This is a genomic window from Bartonella pachyuromydis (genome assembly GCF_039543065.1).
Taxonomy (GTDB): Bacteria; Pseudomonadota; Alphaproteobacteria; order Rhizobiales; family Rhizobiaceae; genus Bartonella; species Bartonella pachyuromydis.
On sequence record NZ_BAABJA010000004.1, the window covers coordinates 1 to 21,541 of the forward strand.

16 protein-coding genes, 1 tRNA gene and 1 pseudogene are annotated in these 21,541 nt (G+C 38.8%); 7 read left to right on the forward strand and 11 right to left on the reverse strand.

Translation table 11 applies throughout. The annotated features are described in order from the left end of the window. Positions 1-143: 143 nt before the first annotated feature. Positions 144-220: transfer RNA gene (locus tag ABD917_RS03935), tRNA-Met, on the reverse strand. Positions 221-387: 167 nt separating this feature from the next. On the opposite strand from ABD917_RS03935, the gene ABD917_RS03940 reads away from it, so the two are divergent. Together ABD917_RS03940 and ABD917_RS03945 are read left to right on the forward strand one after the other, a co-directional pair. After that, positions 388-1,338: a Gfo/Idh/MocA family protein gene (locus ABD917_RS03940; RefSeq protein ID WP_345118803.1), complete on the forward strand. Its 951-nt coding sequence runs from the start codon at positions 388-390 to the stop codon at positions 1,336-1,338. A 55-nt stretch (positions 1,339-1,393) separates the two neighbouring features. Further along, complete coding sequence (locus ABD917_RS03945; RefSeq protein ID WP_345118805.1) at positions 1,394-2,512, forward strand: DegT/DnrJ/EryC1/StrS family aminotransferase; 1,119 nt, start codon at positions 1,394-1,396, stop codon at positions 2,510-2,512. Positions 2,513-2,860: 348 nt separating this feature from the next. Here ABD917_RS03945 and ABD917_RS03950 read toward each other — a convergent pair whose 3' ends face one another. Together ABD917_RS03950 and ABD917_RS03955 are read right to left on the reverse strand one after the other, a co-directional pair. Beyond that, entirely contained in the window at positions 2,861-3,547 is a 687-nt protein-coding gene (locus tag ABD917_RS03950) for a hypothetical protein (RefSeq protein ID WP_345118806.1), read from the reverse strand. Between the two features lie 26 nt (positions 3,548-3,573). Continuing rightward, positions 3,574-4,170: a DUF1134 domain-containing protein gene (locus ABD917_RS03955; protein ID WP_345118808.1), complete on the reverse strand. Its 597-nt coding sequence runs from the start codon at positions 4,168-4,170 to the stop codon at positions 3,574-3,576. Between the two features lie 213 nt (positions 4,171-4,383). Between ABD917_RS03955 and chpT the strand changes: the two genes are divergently transcribed. Beyond that, positions 4,384-5,022 (forward strand): histidine phosphotransferase ChpT, encoded by a 639-nt coding sequence (gene chpT, locus ABD917_RS03960; protein ID WP_345118809.1) that lies wholly within the window; start codon positions 4,384-4,386, stop codon positions 5,020-5,022. A 209-nt stretch (positions 5,023-5,231) separates the two neighbouring features. Here the strand turns inward: chpT and ctrA are convergent, their stop codons facing one another. After that, positions 5,232-5,933 carry a response regulator transcription factor CtrA gene (ctrA, locus tag ABD917_RS03965; RefSeq protein WP_345118810.1) on the reverse strand — a complete coding sequence of 234 codons (702 nt, stop codon included), beginning with the start codon at positions 5,931-5,933 and terminating at the stop codon, positions 5,232-5,234. A gap of 561 nt (positions 5,934-6,494) precedes the next feature. Here ctrA and ABD917_RS03970 point away from each other — a divergent pair. Further along, positions 6,495-6,881: a flagellar export protein FliJ gene (locus tag ABD917_RS03970; protein WP_345118811.1), complete on the forward strand. Its 387-nt coding sequence runs from the start codon at positions 6,495-6,497 to the stop codon at positions 6,879-6,881. Positions 6,882-7,006: 125 nt separating this feature from the next. Here ABD917_RS03970 and sciP read toward each other — a convergent pair whose 3' ends face one another. Then, positions 7,007-7,282, reverse strand: a complete 276-nt coding sequence (sciP, locus tag ABD917_RS03975) for a CtrA inhibitor SciP (RefSeq protein WP_345118812.1) — start codon at positions 7,280-7,282, stop codon at positions 7,007-7,009. A 366-nt stretch (positions 7,283-7,648) separates the two neighbouring features. Here sciP and mnmA point away from each other — a divergent pair, with 366 nt between their 5' ends. Further along, positions 7,649-8,878: a tRNA 2-thiouridine(34) synthase MnmA gene (gene mnmA, locus ABD917_RS03980; protein ID WP_345118813.1), complete on the forward strand. Its 1,230-nt coding sequence runs from the start codon at positions 7,649-7,651 to the stop codon at positions 8,876-8,878. Positions 8,879-8,925: 47 nt separating this feature from the next. On the opposite strand, the pseudogene ABD917_RS03985 reads toward mnmA, so the two are convergent. Continuing rightward, a pseudogene (locus ABD917_RS03985) lies at positions 8,926-9,741 on the reverse strand (TrmH family RNA methyltransferase). 700 nt (positions 9,742-10,441) lie between these two features. Between ABD917_RS03985 and ABD917_RS03990 the strand changes: the two are divergent. Beyond that, the gene (locus ABD917_RS03990) at positions 10,442-11,350 is read left to right on the forward strand and encodes a cation diffusion facilitator family transporter (protein WP_345118814.1); all 909 of its coding nucleotides are present in this window, start codon (positions 10,442-10,444) and stop codon (positions 11,348-11,350) included. A 358-nt stretch (positions 11,351-11,708) separates the two neighbouring features. On the opposite strand, the gene ABD917_RS03995 is transcribed toward ABD917_RS03990, so the two are convergent. From ABD917_RS03995 to ABD917_RS04015, 5 genes are all read right to left on the reverse strand, one after another. Beyond that, a complete protein-coding gene (locus ABD917_RS03995; protein ID WP_345118815.1) occupies positions 11,709-12,608 on the reverse strand; it encodes a metallophosphoesterase family protein in 900 nt (299 codons plus the stop codon). Between the two features lie 296 nt (positions 12,609-12,904). Further along, positions 12,905-15,004, reverse strand: coding sequence for a glutamine amidotransferase (locus ABD917_RS04000; RefSeq protein WP_345118816.1), 2,100 nt, complete (start codon positions 15,002-15,004; stop codon positions 12,905-12,907). Next, positions 15,001-17,805 (reverse strand): DUF4159 domain-containing protein, encoded by a 2,805-nt coding sequence (locus ABD917_RS04005; protein WP_345118817.1) that lies wholly within the window; start codon positions 17,803-17,805, stop codon positions 15,001-15,003. Before ABD917_RS04005 ends, ABD917_RS04000 begins: the two co-directional genes overlap by 4 nt. Continuing rightward, entirely contained in the window at positions 17,802-18,713 is a 912-nt protein-coding gene (locus ABD917_RS04010; protein WP_345118818.1) for a DUF58 domain-containing protein, read from the reverse strand. The genes ABD917_RS04005 and ABD917_RS04010 overlap by 4 nt, the downstream gene beginning before the upstream one ends. Positions 18,714-18,715: 2 nt before the next feature. After that, the gene (locus tag ABD917_RS04015) at positions 18,716-19,747 is read right to left on the reverse strand and encodes an AAA family ATPase (protein ID WP_345118819.1); all 1,032 of its coding nucleotides are present in this window, start codon (positions 19,745-19,747) and stop codon (positions 18,716-18,718) included. 247 nt (positions 19,748-19,994) lie between these two features. Here ABD917_RS04015 and ABD917_RS04020 point away from each other — a divergent pair, with 247 nt between their 5' ends. After that, complete coding sequence (locus ABD917_RS04020) at positions 19,995-21,248, forward strand: CCA tRNA nucleotidyltransferase (protein WP_345118820.1); 1,254 nt, start codon at positions 19,995-19,997, stop codon at positions 21,246-21,248. Positions 21,249-21,541 lie beyond the last annotated feature (293 nt).

Genomic DNA, 21,541 nt, shown 5'->3' on the forward strand with positions numbered 1-21,541 from the left:
CAAATCTTAAAACACCCTTTGAAAGGTCTTTGAAGACCCTTTGAGAACCACTTAAAAATCATGTGAAACAAAATAAATTGGTACAAAACCTAGTGTCAAAATATACAAAACCTGCTGGCAAGCTACAACAATTGAGAAGAAAATGGTAGCGGAGGAGGGATTCGAACCCCCGACACAAGGATTATGATTCCTCTGCTCTAACCTACTGAGCTACTCCGCCAAATACAAATATGATTACATTATTTCATCTTTTGCGGATATAAGAGGTAGAATAGTAAGATGTCAAGCATCGTTTTTAAGCTTTTCTCTTGTCATTCTATTTTATCCTCGATATGGAGTACTAGGAAAATATAATTTTTATATGATGAGGTGAGGTAAGGCATAAAAATGATGCCACGTGTAGCGGTTTTAGGATGCGGTCATTGGGGTGGGAATCATATAAGAACACTCCAAAGTCTTGGAGCTTTAGCAGCAGTTTCTGATGTTGATAGTGCTCGTGCTGCAAATTTCGCAGATATGTATGGCGTTGATGTTATCGCGCCGGATGATCTTTTTGCTTATAAAGATGTTGACGCGTTGGTGTTGGCACTCCCTCCGCAGCTTCATACAGAAAATGTTTTGCGTGCTGTAAAAAATGGTAAGGATGTCCTCGTTGAAAAACCAATAGCTTTGAATATTACTGATGCTGAACGCCAAGTACAAATTGCTCGCAAATACGAACGGATTTTTATGGTGGGTCACATTTTAAGGTTTCATCCTGCCTTTGAAAAAATGTGTGAATTGGTGGAAAGGGGAGAACTGGGGGAGGTGCGTTATATTTATTCTCACCGATTAGGTTTTGGCAAATTTCATACACAAAGCGATGCTTTGTGGGATCTTGCACCTCATGATCTTTCAATGATTTTAGCTCTCACGGGATGTGAACCTTCCGAGGTTCGCGGTGAAGGGGGAGCTATTATTGATCAGTGTTCTGATTTTGCCCATATTCATATGACTTTTCCAAATGGTATCTGTAGCCATCTTTTTACGTCACGCTTGAGTTCCTATCGTGAAAGGCGTTTAACGGTTGTTGGTACAAAAGCTATGCTTGTTTTTGATGATATGGAACCATGGAGCCGTAAATTGGCATTGCACCGTTTTGCCGTTTGGAAAGAAAATCAAGAGTGGGCTTTTAGCACTGATGAGGTGGACTATATTGATGTGTGTGAAGATTTGCCTCTTACTTGTGAATTACAGCATTTCCTTCATTGTATTGAAACGCGTCAAGCGCCTCGCACAAATGGCGATGATGCTCTTGCTGTTTTACGAATTTTAACTGCTGCTCATGTTAACTATTAGAGATAAAAGAGATAAGTAGCGTTTTTGCATTCTTGTGATAATCAATGGAGTTAGTATGCAATTTATTGACCTTGGAGCGCAGCGTGCGCGTATTGAAGACAAAATTAATTCTGCAATTGCGCATGTGATCGCCAGTGGTAAGTATATTTTGGGACCAAAAGTAACAGAATTTGAAGAGAAATTGGCCAATTATCTTGGTGTTAAACATGTGATTGCTTGTGCCAATGGAACGGATGCGTTGAAAATGCCTCTTATGGCTAAAAATATTGGTCCAGGTGATGCTGTCTTTTGTCCTAGTTTTACGTTTTCCGCAACTGCTGAAGTTGTTGCTTTGGTGGGAGCTCAACCTGTTTTTGTTGACGTTTTGCCTGATACATTCAATCTTGATGTAGGAAAACTTTGTGAAGCAATCGAAATGATTAAAAAAGAAGGACGTCTTAAACCCAAGGCGATTATTGCTGTTGATTTGTTTGGTCTTCCTGCGGATTATGCACAAATTGCTCATGTGGCGGCAAAAGAAAATTTGTTTGTGATTGAAGATGCAGCGCAATCAATGGGAGGACGAAGCGGGAATACTATGTGTGGAGCTTTTGGTGATGTGGCTGCCACAAGTTTTTACCCTGCAAAACCATTGGGTTGTTATGGCGATGGAGGTGCTATGATGACAAATGATGATTATCTGGCAGAACTTTTACGTTCAATCCTCTTTCATGGTAAAGGTGAAACGCAATATGACAATGTGCGTATCGGTATGAATTCGCGTCTAGACACTATTCAAGCTGCAGTTTTATTAGAAAAGTTTGTGATCTTTGAAGAAGAGATGGAAAAGCGTGTGGTGATTGCTCAATATTATTCAGATCATTTAAGAGATATTGTTACAGTTCCAGAAGTGGGAGATAATGTTCGTTGTGCTTATGCACAATATACTCTTAAAGTAAAAAAACGTGATGAACTAAAAGATTATTTACAGAAAAACTCTATTCCTACAATGGTTTATTATAAAACTCCTTTGCATCAACAGCCCGCTTATAAGCATTTCCCTTATGTAAAAGGTTCTCTTGACGTTTCTGAGTCTTTGGGAGACCATGTTTTAAGTTTACCCATGCACCCTTATTTGACGCAAAATGATCAGGATATGGTTATCCAAAGAATAAGAGATTTTTATCATTCTTGAGAGAATATCTTTACAGCTATTCTTTTAACGAAAGTTTTCCGTAAAACATTGTTGTTTAGGTTTAGACATCACTATTTTTAGATAATGTGGCAAGTGTTCAGGGCAGTTTTTTCTCTTAGGAATTTGTGTAAGTGGGCCATATGAATGGTCAGCAGATGGAGCTCGATAGACAGAAATCCAGAGTGCTTACAGAGTGTTATGGGTAGAATTTTCATCCTTTAGAACAAAGAGGGGAAAACATGTTTTTCTCAATAGATAATAAATTTATTGGGGTAGGGAAGATTTAATCAATATTAACGTCGACTGATTTAATATTTATTATTTATATTAAGTTGTTTTGGAGACAATTTATGTGGGAGGTGTTTTCTTCGTGCAGGTTATTTTTTTATAAATCAGAGATGCAAGATCACTTTTTTCTTCAAGAGATTGGTGTTTTTTAGCATGTTGGGATTGTTGAAAAAGTTTGGTCATGTCAGTTATGGGTGAATTTTCTCCTTCTTGTTGTGCTATTTGAGCAGCTAATGTTGCTGCCAATTCCTTTGTTTCTTCACGCAGTTCATCTAGGAGTTGCTGGTTTTCCATGGCATTGAGCTCATTGATTTGAATTTTTTGTAAACGTTGTTGATAATGGGCGATTTTTTCTCGCATAGTTTTAATGTCCATCATGAAAGTGTTTGTTGAAAAAAGATTTTGTTTCGTTGTGATAGCTTCTTTTGAGGGGGAAGATATATTTTGTTTGGGAAAACATAATTGATAAAGCTTTTCTGTTGTTTGGCTGAGTTGTATTTTTTGTTGCATATATTTTTTTTGCAAAAATTCATATTTTTGTTCGTTGTACGCAAGCTTCATAGCGTATTGTGCACAGAGAAAATCGTAGTTTGCTTGTATTTCAGTGTGTGATGACGGAATTTGTGCAGCAACATTTTTATGTGCAAAATAAACAGCTTTCCGCCAAATAAGCGGAGCTAAAAGCACCAATATCCACGCTGTAGAGGCGACGCCAAGAATAAAAAAAAGAAGCGATTGAATAAGCATAAATCCCCTTTTTAATAAAACTCCGTTTAAAATGGATTCCATGTTGGTTTGGGTGTTAATTTTAAATATCCTACATTTATGCCAAGCCGTGCACCAATACCTGTCCGGACTGGAACGAGTAAGACATTGTGGCGTTTTAGGACATGAAAACCAACACCTGCAATTAAATAGGCCGAACCTGAAATACCACCATAGCGGCCCCATAAATTATTTATATTATTAAGATCGTAAACTAAGATCATGAGACGAGAACCTTGGCCACCAAAATCCCATCCTACAGAAGGACCTTGCCAAAAAACTTTATGTTGACCGTAGAGTTTTGTAAAAAGTCTTCCTTCACCATAGGTTAGGCCTGCAAAAAAGGCACCAGAAGCTTCTTCCCCTAAAATATAGGCATTTGGATAACCGTATTGTGAGAAGATATTTTGAATTGCTACTGCTATACCACTTGTTGTTTTTCCAAAAAAGACATGACCTGAATCAATAATTTCTTGTAGCGAATAATGAGGTTCTTGTTGTTCTATTGGTTGGAGTTGTGCTTTTGCTGTGTTTATGACGACGAATAAAAGGAAGATAAAAGATACAATGTTTTTGTACCAGCGTTTTAGAAGAAAGAGGATCATAGAGTTTTTCCCTTTTATTGGTTACAAATAAAAGATAATATTAAGATTTTTATTCTATTCAAATAAAAAATAAGATGTAAGTTCATTTAAATTCTTGAATTTGTTTCTAAAAAATTAGCATGATTGTTAAATTTTCCTATATGTATCCATTGGATGTTAAGAGTTTTGCTTTAAAAGCAAGCTTGTTTTTAATCTTAGGAGTTTTCAATAATTATGACATTAGCTGTTTCTTTGAAGCCTATGGATCTTGCTGCTTTGCTTTGTAGTCGTCTTTGCCATGATTTAATTTCACCTGTTGGTGCTATTCAAAATGCGATGGAGCTCTATGATGAGGGAGGAGCTGAAGAAGATGCTTTGCAATTGGTGCGTTGGTCCGTTGCGAGCGCTTCTGCGCGTTTACAATTTGCACGATTAGCTTTCGGTTTTTCAGGTGCAAATGGGGGACAAATAGATACACGTTCCGCTGAGCAGGTGGCTCAACAATATATGAAAGAAGAAAAAGCAATTTTAAAATGGCAAGTTCCTGCTCTGCTTTTGCCAAAAAATGAAGTTAAACTTTTGCTTAATTTGTTATTGATTGCAAATGCAACTGTTTCTCGTGGAGGAGAAATTGTTGTTATGATTGTGCAAGAGGAAAATAAACGTTCTTTTCGCTTTGAGATTTGCGGTAAAAATCTCCGTATTCCTTCTCATTTTATCGCATTGTATAATGGAGAAATTCAGGAAGAGCACATCGATGCTCATCTTATTCAATCTTATTATACAGTGTTACTTTCTGAAGTGACAGATATGAAAATAAATATCGATGAAACGGATCATTTTATTATTTTGGAAAGTGTGAAGAGACTTTAAGATAGAAATGCTTAAGCCGTATTTGAAAAAGATGGCTTAGAATATATCGGTGAGCAATGAGATGATATTTGTAAATTGGGAGGGGTGAGGGTTCTAAAGCTTTAGGATTTTTTCTAACGAGAGGCTTTTGTGCGAGAACCTTTATTTGTCACAGAGAAAAAATCTCGGCCCGCTATATTCCGAGATTTTACCATGTGCATTTTTACTGCTTAAGCGGTTTTACGTACGTTTTCTTCAACTGGATCACGTAACACATAACCGCGTCCCCAAACGGTATCAATGTAGTTTACGTGAGAAGCAACAGCTTCTAATTTTTTCCGCAGTTTGCAGATAAAAACATCGATAATTTTGAGTTCTGGTTCGTCCATTCCACCATAGAGATGATTGAGAAACATTTCTTTGGTGAGTGTTGTGCCTTTGCGTAGAGAGAGAAGCTCTAGCATTTGATATTCTTTACCTGTTAAATGAACGGGACGCCCAGCAACTTCGACGGTTTTTGCATCAAGGTTAACAGTAAGATCACCGGTAACAATAACTGATTGCGCATGCCCTTTTGAACGGCGAACAACCGCATGAATACGCGCAATAAGTTCATCCTTATGAAAGGGCTTTGTCATATAATCATCAGCACCAAAGCCAAAACCGCGCACCTTATCTTCAATGGCATTCATACCAGAAAGGATGAGGATAGGGGTTTTTATTTTTGCTAACCTTAAGGTCCGCAAGACATCATAGCCTGACATATCAGGCAGATTTAAATCAAGCAGAATAATATCGTAATCATAAAGCTTACCTAAATCGACACCTTCTTCACCTAGATCAGTGATATAAACATTAAAGTTTGCTGACTTAAGCATGAGCTCAATGCTCTGTGTCATAACTTTATCATCTTCAATTAATAATACGCGCATTTTAATCCCTCACTTTGCTCCTTACGAATCAAAAAGAGCATTTCCATTTTATCAGCAGATAAAACCACTGTTGATAAAAACAACTTATGAAACCAAACACTTAATAATAAAAGCGTTTATGAATATTTCAGTAGTACGCGTAACAATCACCACTGAATTCCCCACTATCCATGATAGTGGTTAACAAAATCTTTTTATTTTTAAAAGAGGTTACAAAATTATTTTAGAAAAATAGCATATTTTGGGAGTTAATGAAAAAATAAAATGCTTTTTCCACGGAAATTTTACTTTAAGAAAATCTTATAAAAGACTACTTTAATTAATTTTTTAAAATTTCAGTTTTTGTTTACAGAGCTTTAAACCTCTTTGTTCTATAGTGGAAGAGAAAGGTGAAGAAATAGTTATTTTTTAAAATGTTGTGTTCATCATATTCTGTAAGGAAAGACAGAAATTGTAGTTTTGAATTTTAGAATGGATGGTTTCCTTCAGCCAAAAGCCAACAAGCGGTGTATTAAAGTGCGAATATGAATTTTGAGCTGGCGTAATCAAGGAGTAGTGAGTATGAAGCCACGGGAAAGTATAGTGCGATTGAAGATGTTTCAAGTGCGTGGGAAGCGTCGTGAAATTGCACAGCTTGAGATGATGATTGCAGAATTTGAGCGAATGGTATTAGAATTAGAGTCGCAAATTATTAATGAAGAGCGTAAATCTGGGAACAATGATGTTCATCATTTTGCTTATTCTGCTTTTGCTCGTGCAGCGCGGCAGAGGCGCGATAATCTTATAAATTCGATTCGTGATTTGCAGCTGCAAAAAACAAATGCTGAAATGACGCTTCATGAAATCAGTGGAGAGCTACAGCGTGCACAGCTTCTTGAGGCACGGGAAAAGAAAGTATTCACGGATGATGGGGGTGTTTTAAGGCAATCTCATTCAATGACAGGCTGATAAAACTATCGCTTTGAAATTAATATTTTGAGATACTTATATGCTGAGAGGCAAAAAAACAGCCAAACCTGTAAGAGTTTGGCTGTTTGTATTTTAAGCTGTTATCGAATCACTATCACTGGCAATTAGTACCTGTAATGTTGAATTCTGGTGGTTCGTAATCCTGCTAAACCGTGTTCATCAATCAAACTTTGCCATGAGAGAAATTCTTCCACGGTTAAAGTATAGCGTTGACACGCCTCATCAAGACTTAATAATCCACCTCTTACAGCCGCAACAACTTCAGCTTTGCGACGGATTACCCACCGCCTTGTGGTTTGGGGCGGTAGATCAGCAATTGTAAGTGGACTTCCATCTGGTCCAATAACATATTTCATTTGTGTTTTTATCAGGTTTGTCATTCTATCCTCTACCTTTAGTCAAGGATTTGATTCGTTTATAAAACATGAAATTTAAAAAAGAGCTAAACGCGTTGAAAAAAAATTAATAAAGTAAGAAAGACAACAAAAATATGCTTCAAAGTGAAGCGCGAAGAGTCGTCTTTTATAATATTTTTATTGGATTTTTTAAACAATAGAAAAGATTTTCATTATGCCTTATTTTCATCATTCTTTTTTTGTTTGCAACCGTTTTTAAGAAAGTGATGCTATTGGTTGTGGAAAGAATAAAAAAACAATATAAGAGGACGGTGAATAGCATAAAAGCAATGAATAGCGCATATTAAGGGCATTAACATATTGAGTGTCCATTAAGTAGAGAATGAATACATGTTTTTGAACAGTCTTGATTTACCAGGACGGCCTGAGAATTCCCGCATTGTTGTAGCAATGTCAGGTGGGGTTGATTCATCGGTTGTGGCAGGCCTTTTGAAAAAGGAAGGATATGATGTCATTGGGATTACTTTACAGCTTTATGACCATGGTGCTGCAACACATCGGGTTGGGGCGTGTTGTGCTGGGCAAGATATTGAAGATGCGCGACGCGTAGCAGAGACATTGGGGATACCTCATTACGTTCTTGATTATGAAAAGCGATTTCGTGAAGCTGTGATTGATCCTTTTGCAGAAAGTTATGCACATGGCGAGACTCCTGTGCCATGTGTGGCGTGCAACCAGACTGTTAAATTTGCTGATCTCTTAGCAACGGCGCGCCAATTAGGTGCAGATGCTTTAGCAACGGGGCATTATATCCGCTCACGTTCCCATGGTGCGCATCGGGCGCTCTTCCGTCCTCTCGATGGAGATCGCGATCAGAGCTATTTCCTTTTTGCAACGACACAAGAGCAGATTGATTATTTGCGCTTTCCACTTGGTGATCTTCCTAAAGCACGGGTGCGTGAAATAGCGGCAGAAATGGGCTTTGTTGTTGCCAATAAGCATGACAGTCAGGATATTTGTTTTGTTCCGCAGGGAAAATATTCTGATGTTATCACAAAATTGCGTCCAGAGGCGGCTAATCCTGGAGTGATTGTGCATATCGATGGACAGATTTTAGGAAAACATGCGGGAATTGTCCATTACACGGTTGGTCAGCGTCGTGGTATTGGCGTTGCAACGGGTGAAGCGCTTTATGTGGTTTATCTCGATGTGGAAAATGCGCGTGTTATTGTTGGCCCACGTGAGATGTTGGAGACACATAAGCTCTTTTTGCGGGATGTAAACTGGCTTGGTGATGAGTCGTTGAATAGTTTTCCCTTTGAGGGGGTTGAGGTGGCTGTAAAAGTTCGTTCGACACGTCCTCCGCATCTTGCGCGGTTACATTATCGAGAGGGTGTTTTTTCCGTTGATTTATTGGAATGTGAGAGTGCTGTAGCACCGGGACAAGCTTGTGTTCTTTATGATGGAAATAGTAATGAAGCGCGTGTTCTTGGAGGAGGATTTGTAACCCGTTCAGAACGTGCTGCTGATACTGAAGTGATGTTGAAGCGTCTTTTGTGCAATCTAGAAGCAAAAACGGCTGTTGCTTCAGACTTTGAAACAACTGCTTCTTGTAAATAAAAAGAATATACTCACGAGATATTTTACAATTTACAGTATTATTGTTTTTAGAAAAGTTTAGCGCAATCGCTAAAATGGGCGAGTGCAATACCTGTTGCTGTAGCAACATTAAGGCTGTCAAAGCTGTGAGCCATAGGAATGCGTAAGCTTTCTGATTTTTGTAGGATGGGGCTTGGTAAGCCATCGCCTTCTGTTCCCAAAATAAGAGCTATTCTTTTTATGGGTTTTACTTGCTTTAGAGTGTATGGGGCAGAGGGAGAAAGTGCATAGAGATGAAAATCTGCAACATTTAGAGCTACCATAATGTCATCAATATCCGCACCTTGCGTATAGGGTACTTTGAGAGCTGCTCCAGTAGAAACTCTGATAGATTTGCGGTAGAGTGGATCGCATGAGGTTTTGTCGATGATAATACCATGACTGGCAAAGGCAGCTGCATTGCGAAAAATGGCTCCCATATTATCGTGATTGGAGATATCACATAAAACCAGAATCAAAGCTTTTTTTGGAAGACTTTGTAAAAAATTTTGTAATGATGGGAGTGACTTGCGTTTACTAATACCAAGCACACCACGATGAACATGAAAACCCGCAATATCATCCATGATTTTTTGATGGACGCAATAAATGGGACATGTTGGTTGTGTTTTTTCTAAGAGGGGCATAAGTCCAGAAAGACGTTCACTCACTATGAGCAGTGAGAGGGCAGAAAATTCTTTGGAAGCAAGCAATGCCGATAACGTGACTTTACCTTCAGCTATAAATTGATGTCATCGTCCAACAAGATCTTTTTCACGGATGTTCTGATAGTCTCTCAGACGTGGATCATCAGTTTCATAGATTGTTATGATATTTAAATGCATATAGAGGGTCTAATGTGCTTTTTTCTCAATTGCTAGTGTTCAATATTTGCTTTTTTGAAGAGAGAGCTAAAAAAATTCCATTATTTTAAAACTTATAATAGAATTGTGTTGACAAAATACAACCACAGGTATAGTGTAAGGATACCGAGTGCGGTGCAAGTAGTTTGTTTTCGTATCGGGTGCAGGGTTTTAGGTCCCCGCTATTTCCTAAGCTCTGCATACCCTTAATTTCTAAGGGAAGAGAATCTGGGTCCCCAATGCTCAGATTCTTTTGGGGGTATCTTTCTGTTTTTCTTTCTTCTCTGAAATAGTTTTTTTGCTTCAGTTGATATATAAGATTGCAGTATAAGGTAAAGCAATCTTTTTTACTGTGTGCAATTCTACTGATGTATTGTGAGTTTTTTTTGCTCATAGAGCTGTGGAATGACTTAAAAGTTTATGAGAGGATGAAGAGAATGCCTTTGATTTTTTAAGAGAGCTTTTTATTTCTTGTTAGAATATCTACATTGCGTTATTTCTGATGTTATATTGTGTAACAGCCTTGATACTGAAATGACAATGGTGCGCTGTGAGGTTCTTTTATCTTGTACAACGTCTCTTTCTATGAAGACGCAAGAGGAGTTGTAGTATGTCAAGAATGTCACAGGGATTATAGTTTAAAATGCTATTTCTTATTTTGTAAAGAAGAATGGGCGTGGTGATGGGTGCCAAAATTAATATACAAAGCTTAACCCTCTATTCTATCTTCGTGGCATTTATCGTTTTCGCTTTGAAATATTGGGCATATCACATCACCGGTTCGGTTGCACTTTATTCTGATGCATTGGAATCAATCGTAAATATACTTGCCTCATTGGTAGCATGGTGGGCGGTTAAAGTGAGTATGAAGCCGGCTGATCATGATCATCCTTTTGGGCACCATAAGGCGGAATATTTTTCCGCGATTCTTGAAGGAATCCTCATCATTATTGCAGCGATTATCATCTTAAGAGAGGCATGGGTGGCTCTTTCGACGGTAAAGTTATTGCAAAAGCCGGGGATATGGCTCGTCATTCATGTTGTTGCAAGTATCATAAATTGCATGTGGGGTTGGATTCTAATCCATCAGGGAATAATGCACCGTTCACCGGCTCTTAAGGCAGATGGAATGCACTTTATAACAGATGTTTTTACCTCACTGGCTATTTTAGTTGGTTTGGTTGCTGGTTTTTTCAGTGGGTGGGGTGTATTGGATCCGATTTTAGCAATCATTGTTGCCGTTAATATTCTTTTGCAAGCTTGGAAGGTTATTAACAGTGCTGTCCAAGGATTAATGGATGTTGGCGTTGAATTGAATGAGACTATGCGGATTCGTGAGCTTATTTCTGCAAATGCACAGGGTGCACTTGAAGTCCATGATTTGCTTACCCGTGTTGCTGGTAGAGTGACTTTTATAGAGTTTCATTTGGTTGTACCCGCTGTTATGTCGGTAGGAGAAGCACATAGGATTTGCGATAAAATTGAAGGTGTTCTTCAAGAAGAATTTGATAATGTGCGTATTTCTATTCATGTTGAGCCTGAGGAAGAGGCTAAATTGCCTCTAGGTACAACGGTGGTTCCTTTTCTATAAAAAGATTTTTTCAATTATCTGTTGTAGCCTATAATATTGTGCCTTAAGGGAGAATATAAGCTGCCTTTATATGGATATAAAAAGTGCTGGTCTGTGTTTGCTTTTTTTTGCATCAACCTGATAAAGAATAAGGTTAAGTACAATATTGATGGCAAGGCTTATCTAATAAGCTGGTGAGATGAAATATATAAGTCGTTGGTGGAAAAAAGCATGTGAGAGAAAGCAATCTGTCATTAGCTTTATGGTTCAGAATTTTTGTCTGGATGAATCGGAAAGAGAGAAAGTGAATATCAAGTATTAACCTAGGGATGTTTTTATTGTTCGCTTGTTTCTACAACTTTTAGGACTTGCAAAATGCTTAAAGATTTACTGTTTCAGTACAGGCTATTTCATTTTTTTGATTGATAAGGTTATAGCGTTGTAATTGGCAGTACCATTGAGAGTTTTCACCATCAATGGAAAATAAATTGAATCCTGCGGGAGGAGCTTTATCATCAAAAGCTTGTGATGCCGAGGAAACACCTACGATAGGAATTTTTTTTCCTGTGGTTCCTTGAATAGTCTTCAATGTAGGGAGATGGGTATGGCCATGAAGAACGAGCTCACAGCCGTGATGATTGATAACATCTAGAAAACGTTCAATCCCCCATAATTTCTTATGCCAAAAGGTTGCGTGATGAAAGGGGGGATGGTGAATGATGACGACACGAAAAAGTTTGCGTGTTGCGGCTTCATTTAAAAGTTGCGATAAAGCTTGCGCTTGCCTTTTGCAAAAATAACCAAAAGCTTGAAATGGTGGTGTTGCAATGGCTGACGAGACACTTATAATAGCAACATTCTTGCGAATGCGCATATAAGGAAAAGCCTTTTTTTGGGGGATATCACCTTCAATCCAAGGTTTAAAAAGGGTACAGGCTTTTTGGAAAGCACCACGGACATAGGCATCATGATTGCCAAATGTTAAGGAAATATCTTGAGGCTCTCCTTGGTTTAGCAACCATTGATGCGCTTGTTCAAATTCTTTATCAAGAGCAAGATTAACAAGATCACCAGAGATGACAAGATGGTCAGGATTTGTCTTTTTCAAGCTATCCATTAAAATTTCTAGAACATTTGTTGCCATTTGATTCTTACGTTTTTTTTGCCAATTCAGATAGCCTGTAAGGCGTTTTCCACAAAGTTCAAAGAGAGAAGGTTGGGGCAAAGGTGCAAGGTGCACGTCTGATATATGGGCAAGATAAAACATAGACGTTAGCATAGCGTTGAAAATGATTTAGGCAAGAAAATAGGAAAAAAAAAGAGAATAGGGCAAGCTGATGCATTTTCGAGGTAAAAAAGGCTTATGAAATGAAAAAACGATTGGTCGAAAAGAGAAAGAAAAGCTGTTGGGAAGTTTATGCTTCATTGTTTTTTCATGATAAAAGGTAGTGTGAATTCTTAAGATTTTTAAATGACTGCTACGATATTATAAACTGTTGAAGAGTAATGCGTTAAGTGAATACTATGATAAAGATCAGATGCATTTTAAAATTGTAGCAGAAATTTGGGGACTTTTTAACGGCTTTCACAATACCACATGCTGTTTAACAGGAAAAGACAGATAAGCAGTGCAAAGAAACCAGAAAAGATCGACAAATGGAAGCTATTGATTAAACGGGTTTCTGTTGCTTCTTTTAGAACAATGGAATGGGCAGCAGGTAGAGGTGTTCTAGCTATTTGTGATCGAAGCGGCTTTATAGAAGGAAGGTGAATACCTTCTTTTTCTTTATCGTGTAAACGTACGGTATATCCACCAGTGTGTTTACTGATGGGAGCTAGTTTTTCTGTTGTTGAAATTACATCAAGTAATTCGAGATCGTTGTGCATCTCTACAGGAGAAGGTATTGCTAAATCGCCGTTTTTGATGGTAAAAATTCCTGTCTCATCGGTATTAATCGTTGCTGTAAAAACGCCTTCTTGCGCTTTTATAAGAGTAATATTTTCTTTTTTTCCAGAGGGGAAAGTTATTTCAACGGGCTCTGGATAATCTTTGAGCGTTTGGCGATGAATCGTTAAACGATGATGGTCATTGGTTGCAGTTAATTTTTCCTCTTCAAGTTCAGGCTCTTTCATAAGCCAATGGGTAACTCGTCGATAGAGAGCTGCATAGGGCCCACCACCTTCGAAACCTCTTGCCCAAAGCCAACTTTCATCAGAAAGCAACATGCCCACACGTCCCTGACCAATATGGGAAAGAAGTAAAAGCGGTTGTTCATCGGCTCCTTTCATGAGAGCAATACCTTTGTGTGTGTTTTGGATGGCAATTTGCCGTAACCATCGTCCCCATTGAGAAGCTGGAAAATTCAGTGTTGCAAGATCTCTTGTGACAGGATGACGTTCACCTGCATTGGTTAACTTTGGGCGAAAAGGCTTTTGAATAATAGTACCATTGGGTAATGCGGGGAGGATGCTTATTAAAGGTGTTTTTGCAAGTGAGTTTTGTTGCGTAAACTCAGGTCCTGTTACCATAAGCAACGCACCGCCCTGTTGTACATATTGTGCGATATAATCATAATAGATTAATGGGAGAACACTAGAGTGTTGATAGCCATCAAGAATGATGAGATCAAAATTGTTGATCTCATCAACAAAGAGCTTTTTGGTAGGAAAAACAACAAGCGATAATTGGCTTAAGGGTGTATTATCTGCTTTGTCGGGAGGACGCAAAATCGTAAAATGAACAAGGTCAATATTAGAGTCTCCTTTTAAAAGATCACGCCATGTTCTCTCTCCATTATAAGGTGCACCTGAAATAAGAAGGACACGCAAATTTTCTCTAATTCCTTCAATAAGTGCTATGGTGCGGTTGTTTTCAGAGCTTAATTCGCCTTTGTACGCCTCTGTAGCAACTTGGATGATATTTTTTTCAGTATGGGGAAGAGTAATTTCAGTTTGAAAAATATTACCAGGGATTACAGAATAATGACCAACTTCTTGTCCATTGACGCTTACAATAATATTTGCTTGTTTTGGGAGGGATTGTTGGGTTTGTCCCTTATCTTCTACTAAGATAGAAAGCATTTGTGGTTTATTGATAAGAGCAAAGCGAGGAGGAGAAATAATTTTGACTTGGCGGTCAAATTCATCCGATCTTCCTGTTATAAGGGCATTGAGTGGTGCTTGATGGTGAAGTTTTGCAATGTCAGGAATGTCATGTACTTGTCCATCGGTGATAAAAATTGTCCCTGCATAACGAGATGGTGGAATATCAGATGTGGCTTGTGTTAAAGCATGAAACAAATTTGTTGAGGGTGCATATTGGTTATCAGCAAGTTTCCCAACCTCAATAAAGCGTGGTTCAAATTGTGGGTGGTTTGCCAATGCATTTGTGAGTTGCATGCGTGCTTCATCAGTGTCGTTTGTACGTGTGCCAAATGTTTGGCTTTTGCTGCGATCAATGACAATGCCTATGGTGCTTTTCAGTGGTTCGCGCTGCTCTTTTACGATCATTGGATTGAGTAAAGTAAGAATAAGAGCGATCAATGCCATCAGGCGTAATAGAGAACCTTGACGCTGCTTAATGAGGCCAATAATGACAAAAAGAGCGGATATCCCTCCTAATAAGAGAATCCAAGAGAGAGGCAAAAAAGGCTGAAAAGTCAAGAATGGAATCATTGCCTTCTTTCTCTTTTAAAGCGTTCTAAAAGTGCGGGAACATGCACTTGGTCCGCTTTATAGTTTCCTGTAAGCACATAGATAACTATATTTAATCCTGCACGAAAAGCCCAGAGTCGTTGGATCGGATCATTGGGAACAACTGGGTATTTCCACATGCCTTTTTCATCTAGTGCCCAAGCACCAGCAAAGTTATTTCCGGTAATCAGGAGAGAGCTGACATTATCACCAAAGCTAAGAGGATTTTTATTTTTTTTATTGGTTGATGATGATTCAACCCACAAAGGTGAACCACGGTAGAGCCCTGGAAAATCTGGCATGATATAAAAAGAACGGGCAATTATATGATCCGTTGATGCTGGTTCAATGGCTGGAATGTTTAATCCCTTTAAAATGGTTCTTAGTCTTTGTGTGGCTGGGGTGGCTGTTCCTTGAAGAGTAAGGATGGTGGTTATTTGATCGCGCGTGTCAAATAAAATTGTGCCTCCGTGTTTCATAAAGTTATTTATTTTTTCAAGACTCTTTTGTGTTGGTAGAGGACTGTTTGCATCAAGGGGCCAATAAATGAGAGGATAGAAGGCAAGTTCGTCTTTATCGAGATCAAGTGCTACCACAGAGCTTGGTGTGAGCATTGTCCGTTCTGCGATGAATCGGCTTAAGGCTTCTAGACCGCTCTTACTTGTTGCATCAATTTCCTGATTGTTCGTTATAATGTAAGCAAGATGTGTGGCACCTGCTGCTTGTACCATGCTTTCTGTATGGCTTTCTATGTTTTGTGCATGAACGGTTGGTGTGTATGAAAAGAAGGTCATAATACCTATTATAAGGGGAAGAAAAAGTAGCATATTGCTGCGTCGGTTAAGAAAAAGAACACCTCCCATCCATAAAGTTAAAAAACTATCCAAGGCAAAGAGTAACATAGCGAATGCTAATAATGGGCCAATGAGATGTTTTTCTTTTATATCGTAAGATAAAGGATTTTTGCTTAAAGAAGGTGACAGAGACTGCTTTATTAATTGTGATGAAGGACTTAACAAATTGAGTGCATAAAAATTTTCTTTTACACCATAAAGTCCGGGGGGAGTACGATAGGAGGCAAGGGGTGGATTTTTAGCATTAAGAACTAGTGGAACAACATGAGAGGGGGGCGTTTGCAATTGACCATCAGCAGCTATTGTTTGCCAAGGATTTTGTATTGTTGTTCCTGTTGTTATATGTGTTGGATTTGTGTTTTCATAGGCACTTAATGTGATTAGTTTTTGCAACATTTGTGCAAAAAAGCCAGAAAGAGGGAGATTGGACCATGTGGGATCTGGAGCAATGTGAATAAGAACAAGTGTTCCTTTACCACGTTCTGATGCTGTAATAAGGGGTGTTCCATCAGAAAGAGCGAGCCATGTTTTTTCAAAAAGATCTGAACTTGGTTCTGCTAGGATTTGGCGTGAGACCGTAATATCTTCTGGAAAGGGAAGATCATAAAACAGGCTATTTTTTGTAAATGGCGCAAGTTTTTGCGGTTTCGTCCAAGACATAATACTGCCAAGCAAACGTTTGCTAGGGCGCAAAGCTACTGGAAGAAGGCTATCATAGTGTTCTGCAGTACTCAGTTTTTCTCCCGCAAAGCGGATGAGTGTTCCTCCTTTGTTGACAAAGTCAGATAGTTTTTTTTCTGCTGCTGCTGACATGTTTACAATGTCACCCATAATAAAAACAGAAGGATTTTGTTTCAGTAAGTGATCAATATCCGCTGAAAGTTCTCTTCCACCAGCTGTTATAAGCTGTGTATGATCTTGGAGTGCTTTTATAATATAGTAAAATGGAGAGAGTAAAGGTTGTATCATTTCATTGGTATTTGATGAGAGAAGAGCAACACGGCTTATTTTTTTATGGCTGTCGACTAAAAAGGTAGCAGCAGCATGGGCTTGGTTGCTCATTTTTATCCAAGCAATGTCATTGCGTAGTTCAAGTGGTACGCTAAAAGGAACAAGCGCGGTGGTTTTTCCCTCAAGAAAGTTTGCTTTAAACTGGCCGAGCAATTGGTTGTTTGAATCATAAAGGTCTAGCGTGGTAGGAGAGCCACCGTGTGTTGTTGCACGAATAATGTGTGTGGTCATATTGCCATTGTTATTTTCTATGGTCGTTATGCCAATTAAATCCGAAATATCAGCTAAATACCATAAAAATGTTTTGGGTTTTAATTGTTTAATAAGAGAAAAAGTTTGATCATCTTCCTTTGTTTGTAGTCCATCACTTAAGTAAGCAATGTCGAGAGATTTTCCTTTGTTTATTTCAATCAGTTTTTCTAGTGCCTGCATACGATTGACAGGCCAAGGGCGGGGTTGCAAATGCATTAAATGTTGTTTTACAACTTTTGCGGGGAAGGGACCTCTAGCGGCTTCATCATTTTCAGCGGTGGCAAGCAAATAAATGTCTTTTTGCTGTTTTTCTGCTTGTGTAAGGAGGTTTTTTGCAAGAGAGATACGTTTTTTCCATTCTTTAGCAGATGCCCATCCATTATCGATAATGAGAGCAAGGGGCTGTGATTTTGAGAATATAATTGGTTTTTGATTCCACGTTGGGCGCGCTAAAGCGATGATAATGAGTGCTGCTATGGTTAAGCGTAATAACAATAACCACCATGGTGTATGGCTTGCCTTTTCCTGTTGATTAATTGGTTTTGGTAGAAAACGTAAGGGAGGAAAGAGTTCTTTACGCGGTGAGGGAGGTGTCGTGCGTAACAACCACCAAATGATTGGCAGGGATAAAAGTCCAAGTAACAGCAGGGGAGCAGCAAAACTCACAGCGACCTCCTGATATGAGAGTGAGAATTCCCCATTTTGTTTGCGAGATGCAAAATGGTTTCTGTGAAGGGCTTGTTTGTTGTACTCACGTGATAGGTCCATCCTTGGCGTGAGCAAAAAATTGCTAATTCTTGTCGTTTTGCTTGATACAGCTTGCAATAGTTTTCACGAAGATTCTCTGCTTTTCCAAAAGTATGCTTTTCTTTTGTTTCTGGATCAAAAAATTCAGTACAGCCTCTATAGGGAAAGTTTTCTTCTGCGGGATCAGCAATTTCAATTAAATGCGCAGTGACTTGTTTTGTAGATAAAGTGCTTAAATGTTGGATGATCTTTTCAGGATGATCGAGAAAGTCACTTATTATGATAGCATGAGAAAAACGTGTAATCGTTGAAAAATTGGGGAATGAATTTTCATTTTGATGATTTGTCAAAGCGAGTGCTATGCGTTCTATAACATTGGATGCCATGGTAGGGGGTAAGAGGTTTGGGATAGCAATATGTTCGCCACTTTGTGCAAGAAGCAATGCCAATACAAGGGTAAGAATGATGGCATAATCACCCTTAGAAATTTTAGAAAAACGTGAACAATAATGCATAGATGCACTTTGATCAGGCCAAAGCCAAACCATTTGAGTCATTTGTCGTTCGTGTTCGCGTAGGTAAGTATGTTCATCACGTGCTGAGCGACGCCAGTCAATACGTGTAATGGATTCCCCTTCAATATAGGGGCGAAATTGCCAAAAATTTTCTCCCTGACCGCATCTGCGTTGTCCATGCCATCCTGTCATCAGTGTATTGGCGATCCGGTTTGCCTGTAGAAGAAAAGACGCCATCTTTGCCGTATCTTCATGCAGTTTGCTAGCAAGTGACATGGGAGGGGTTTTTGAAACTTTTTTGCCAATGGCCATTTTTAAAAAGCGTCTTTCACGAGATTATTGAGAATATCTTTTACGGTTATATCTTCGGCACGTGCAGAAAAATTGAGTGCCATGCGGTGTTGTAATACGGGATAAGCTAGCGCTTCAACATCATCAAGTGAGGGCGCTAAACGCCCATAATAAAGTGCACGGGCACGGACACAAAGGGAAAGTGCCTGTGATGCGCGTGGACCAGGTCCCCAAGCAACATAAGTGTTTGCAAGGGTGTTGTTTTTACGAGGACGAGCCGAACGAACGATCTTTAAAATGGCTTCTATAACATTTTCTGAAATGGGCATTTTCCGAATGATCTTTTGAATTTTTTGCAGTTTTTGGGCTGACAAAATCGGTTTTGCACTTTGATTTTTCTCTCTTGTTGTTTCTAAAATGATACGCCGTTCTGTCATAAGATCAGGATAGTCAATATCAATTTGCATCAAAAAGCGGTCTAGTTGTGCCTCAGGAAGTGGGTAAGTTCCTTCCTGCTCAAGAGGGTTTTGGGTTGCTAGTACATGAAAAGGTTGTGGCAAATCATAACGCTGACCTGCAACGGTGACATGGTATTCTTGCATAGCTTGTAAAAGAGCTGATTGCGTGCGTGGAGAGGCTCGATTGATTTCATCAGCCATAAGAAGTTGGGTAAAAATAGGTCCTTGAACGTAACGAAAAGAACGTTTACCACTCTTATCGGAATCCATAATTTCAGAACCAATAATATCTGATGGCATAAGATCGGGGGTGAATTGGATGCGTTTTTCATCAAGTCCTAATACTGTTGCCAAAGTTGCAACAAGACGCGTTTTTGCAAGTCCTGGAGCACCGACAAGAAGGGCGTGTCCACCAGCAAAAATAGTGATTAAAGCATATTCAATCACATGATTTTGCCCAAAAATAACTTTGTCAATTTCTTGTTGTAGAATATCCAATTCTTTGTGCGTGGTATCAATATCATCAATGACCTCTTGCGCTTCCTCACTGATATTGATCTCTCTTATAGAATTGGATGATGTATCACGTTGACTCATATTTCTTCCTTAAGGCATTTGTAGCAAAATCGATAATTTTCTCTGCATGATAATGAATACTTTATAATTTGTAGCAGAAAATGCGAAGAAAAGAAGCGCAATATGTTGTTTTTTTATCTTCGCCCATATGCAAAGTGATCTATTTGAAACAAGCAAGTGTGTTGTATAAGGGAGATATGGGAAATAGTATTCTCATGACTATATCTGTTTTAAGGCAAAGAAGATAATTTTTTGAAAGGTTAAAGGGTTGAGCATTAGACAAGATTTCAAACAGGTTAAATGGTTGCAACATCATGATATTCAAATACTTCTTCGCATTTTGTCTTTGGACGGTGAAGAGGCTCGTATTGTGGGGGGGGCTGTGCGCAATCAGCTATTAGGGCAGCCTATTTGTGATATTGATATTGCTACAACTTGTTTGCCACAGCAGACTATAGCACGCGTAGAAGAAGCAGGATTTAGAGCTGTCCCTACAGGTGTTGCATTTGGTACAGTAACGGTGATTTCTCAGTCATGTTCTTATGAGGTAACAACGCTTCGCTCTGATATTGAAACAGATGGTCGTCATGCGAAAGTGGCCTTTGGTCGTGATTGGAAAAAAGATGCGGAACGGCGGGATTTTACCATTAATGCGCTTTATTGTGATGCTTCTGGTCGTCTTTATGATGACGTGGGGGGATTGAATGATATTGCTAGCCAGACAGTACGCTTTATCGGCATTGCAGAAAATCGTATTCGCGAAGATTATTTGCGTATTTTGCGTTTTTTTCGCTTTTTTGCTTGGTATGGTATGGGACGACCTGATGTGGAGGGCTTGAAGGCATGTGTTCGTTTAAAGGATGGTTTACACAAGCTTTCATCGGAGCGCATTTGGGGCGAAATGAAAAAACTGCTTGCAGCCTTAGATCCAACGCGTGCTCTTTTATGGATGCGTCAAAGCGGCGTTTTGGCATGTCTTTTTCCTGAAACAGAAAAGTGGGGCATTGATGTAATTCACCCGTTGGTGAAGACAGAACAGGCTCTTGGTTGGAAAGTTGATCCGTTGTTACGGCTAGAAAGTCTTCTTCCTCCTGATCCTGTGCGTGTTTATGAAATGGCAAAGCGTTTGCGTTTATCTCATAAGGAAACAACGCGGTTAAAAGAATGGGCAGAGTTGGAGAGGATCAAGCAAAACTATTCAGAGAGTTTTGTACAAAAACTGATTTATTTACATGGTAAGCAGCCGGTTTTAGATCAGTTATCTTTGTCTATTGCATCATCATATGTTGATGCCTTAGAGAAAAGCAGTGCTTTACAAAAAGCAGAAGATTATGTCAGGCTTTATCAGTTTGCTCAAAGGTGGCAGATTCCAACTTTTCCTATAAGTGGCAAGGATTTGATCCAGAATGGTTTTTCTAAAGGTATTCTTTTAGGGAAAAAACTCAAAGAGCTTGAAATGGTATGGATTGAAAGCGGATTTCTTATGGATCGTAATGCATTATTAGAAAAAATTAATTTATAATATACGTTTTTTTGAAATAAACTTTTGTTTTTATTTTATAAAACTTGTTAGTGGAGTAAAAATAATGTGATAGAGTGTTATCTGTTCTATTGTAAAATCTTATCAAGATAGTGGCATAAAACGTGTTCGTTGCGTTTAAAAATGTAATTTTGTTTACTTGTTTGGTTTCTGTTGTCTTTTATATCATTCATGAAGTTGAATATATTCAGGGTAAGGCTTGTGGTTAGCGCTTATGAGGTAAATACATAAATGGGGAGCTAAGTGCTTTCCATTGAGAGCAATCTTTTTTATGA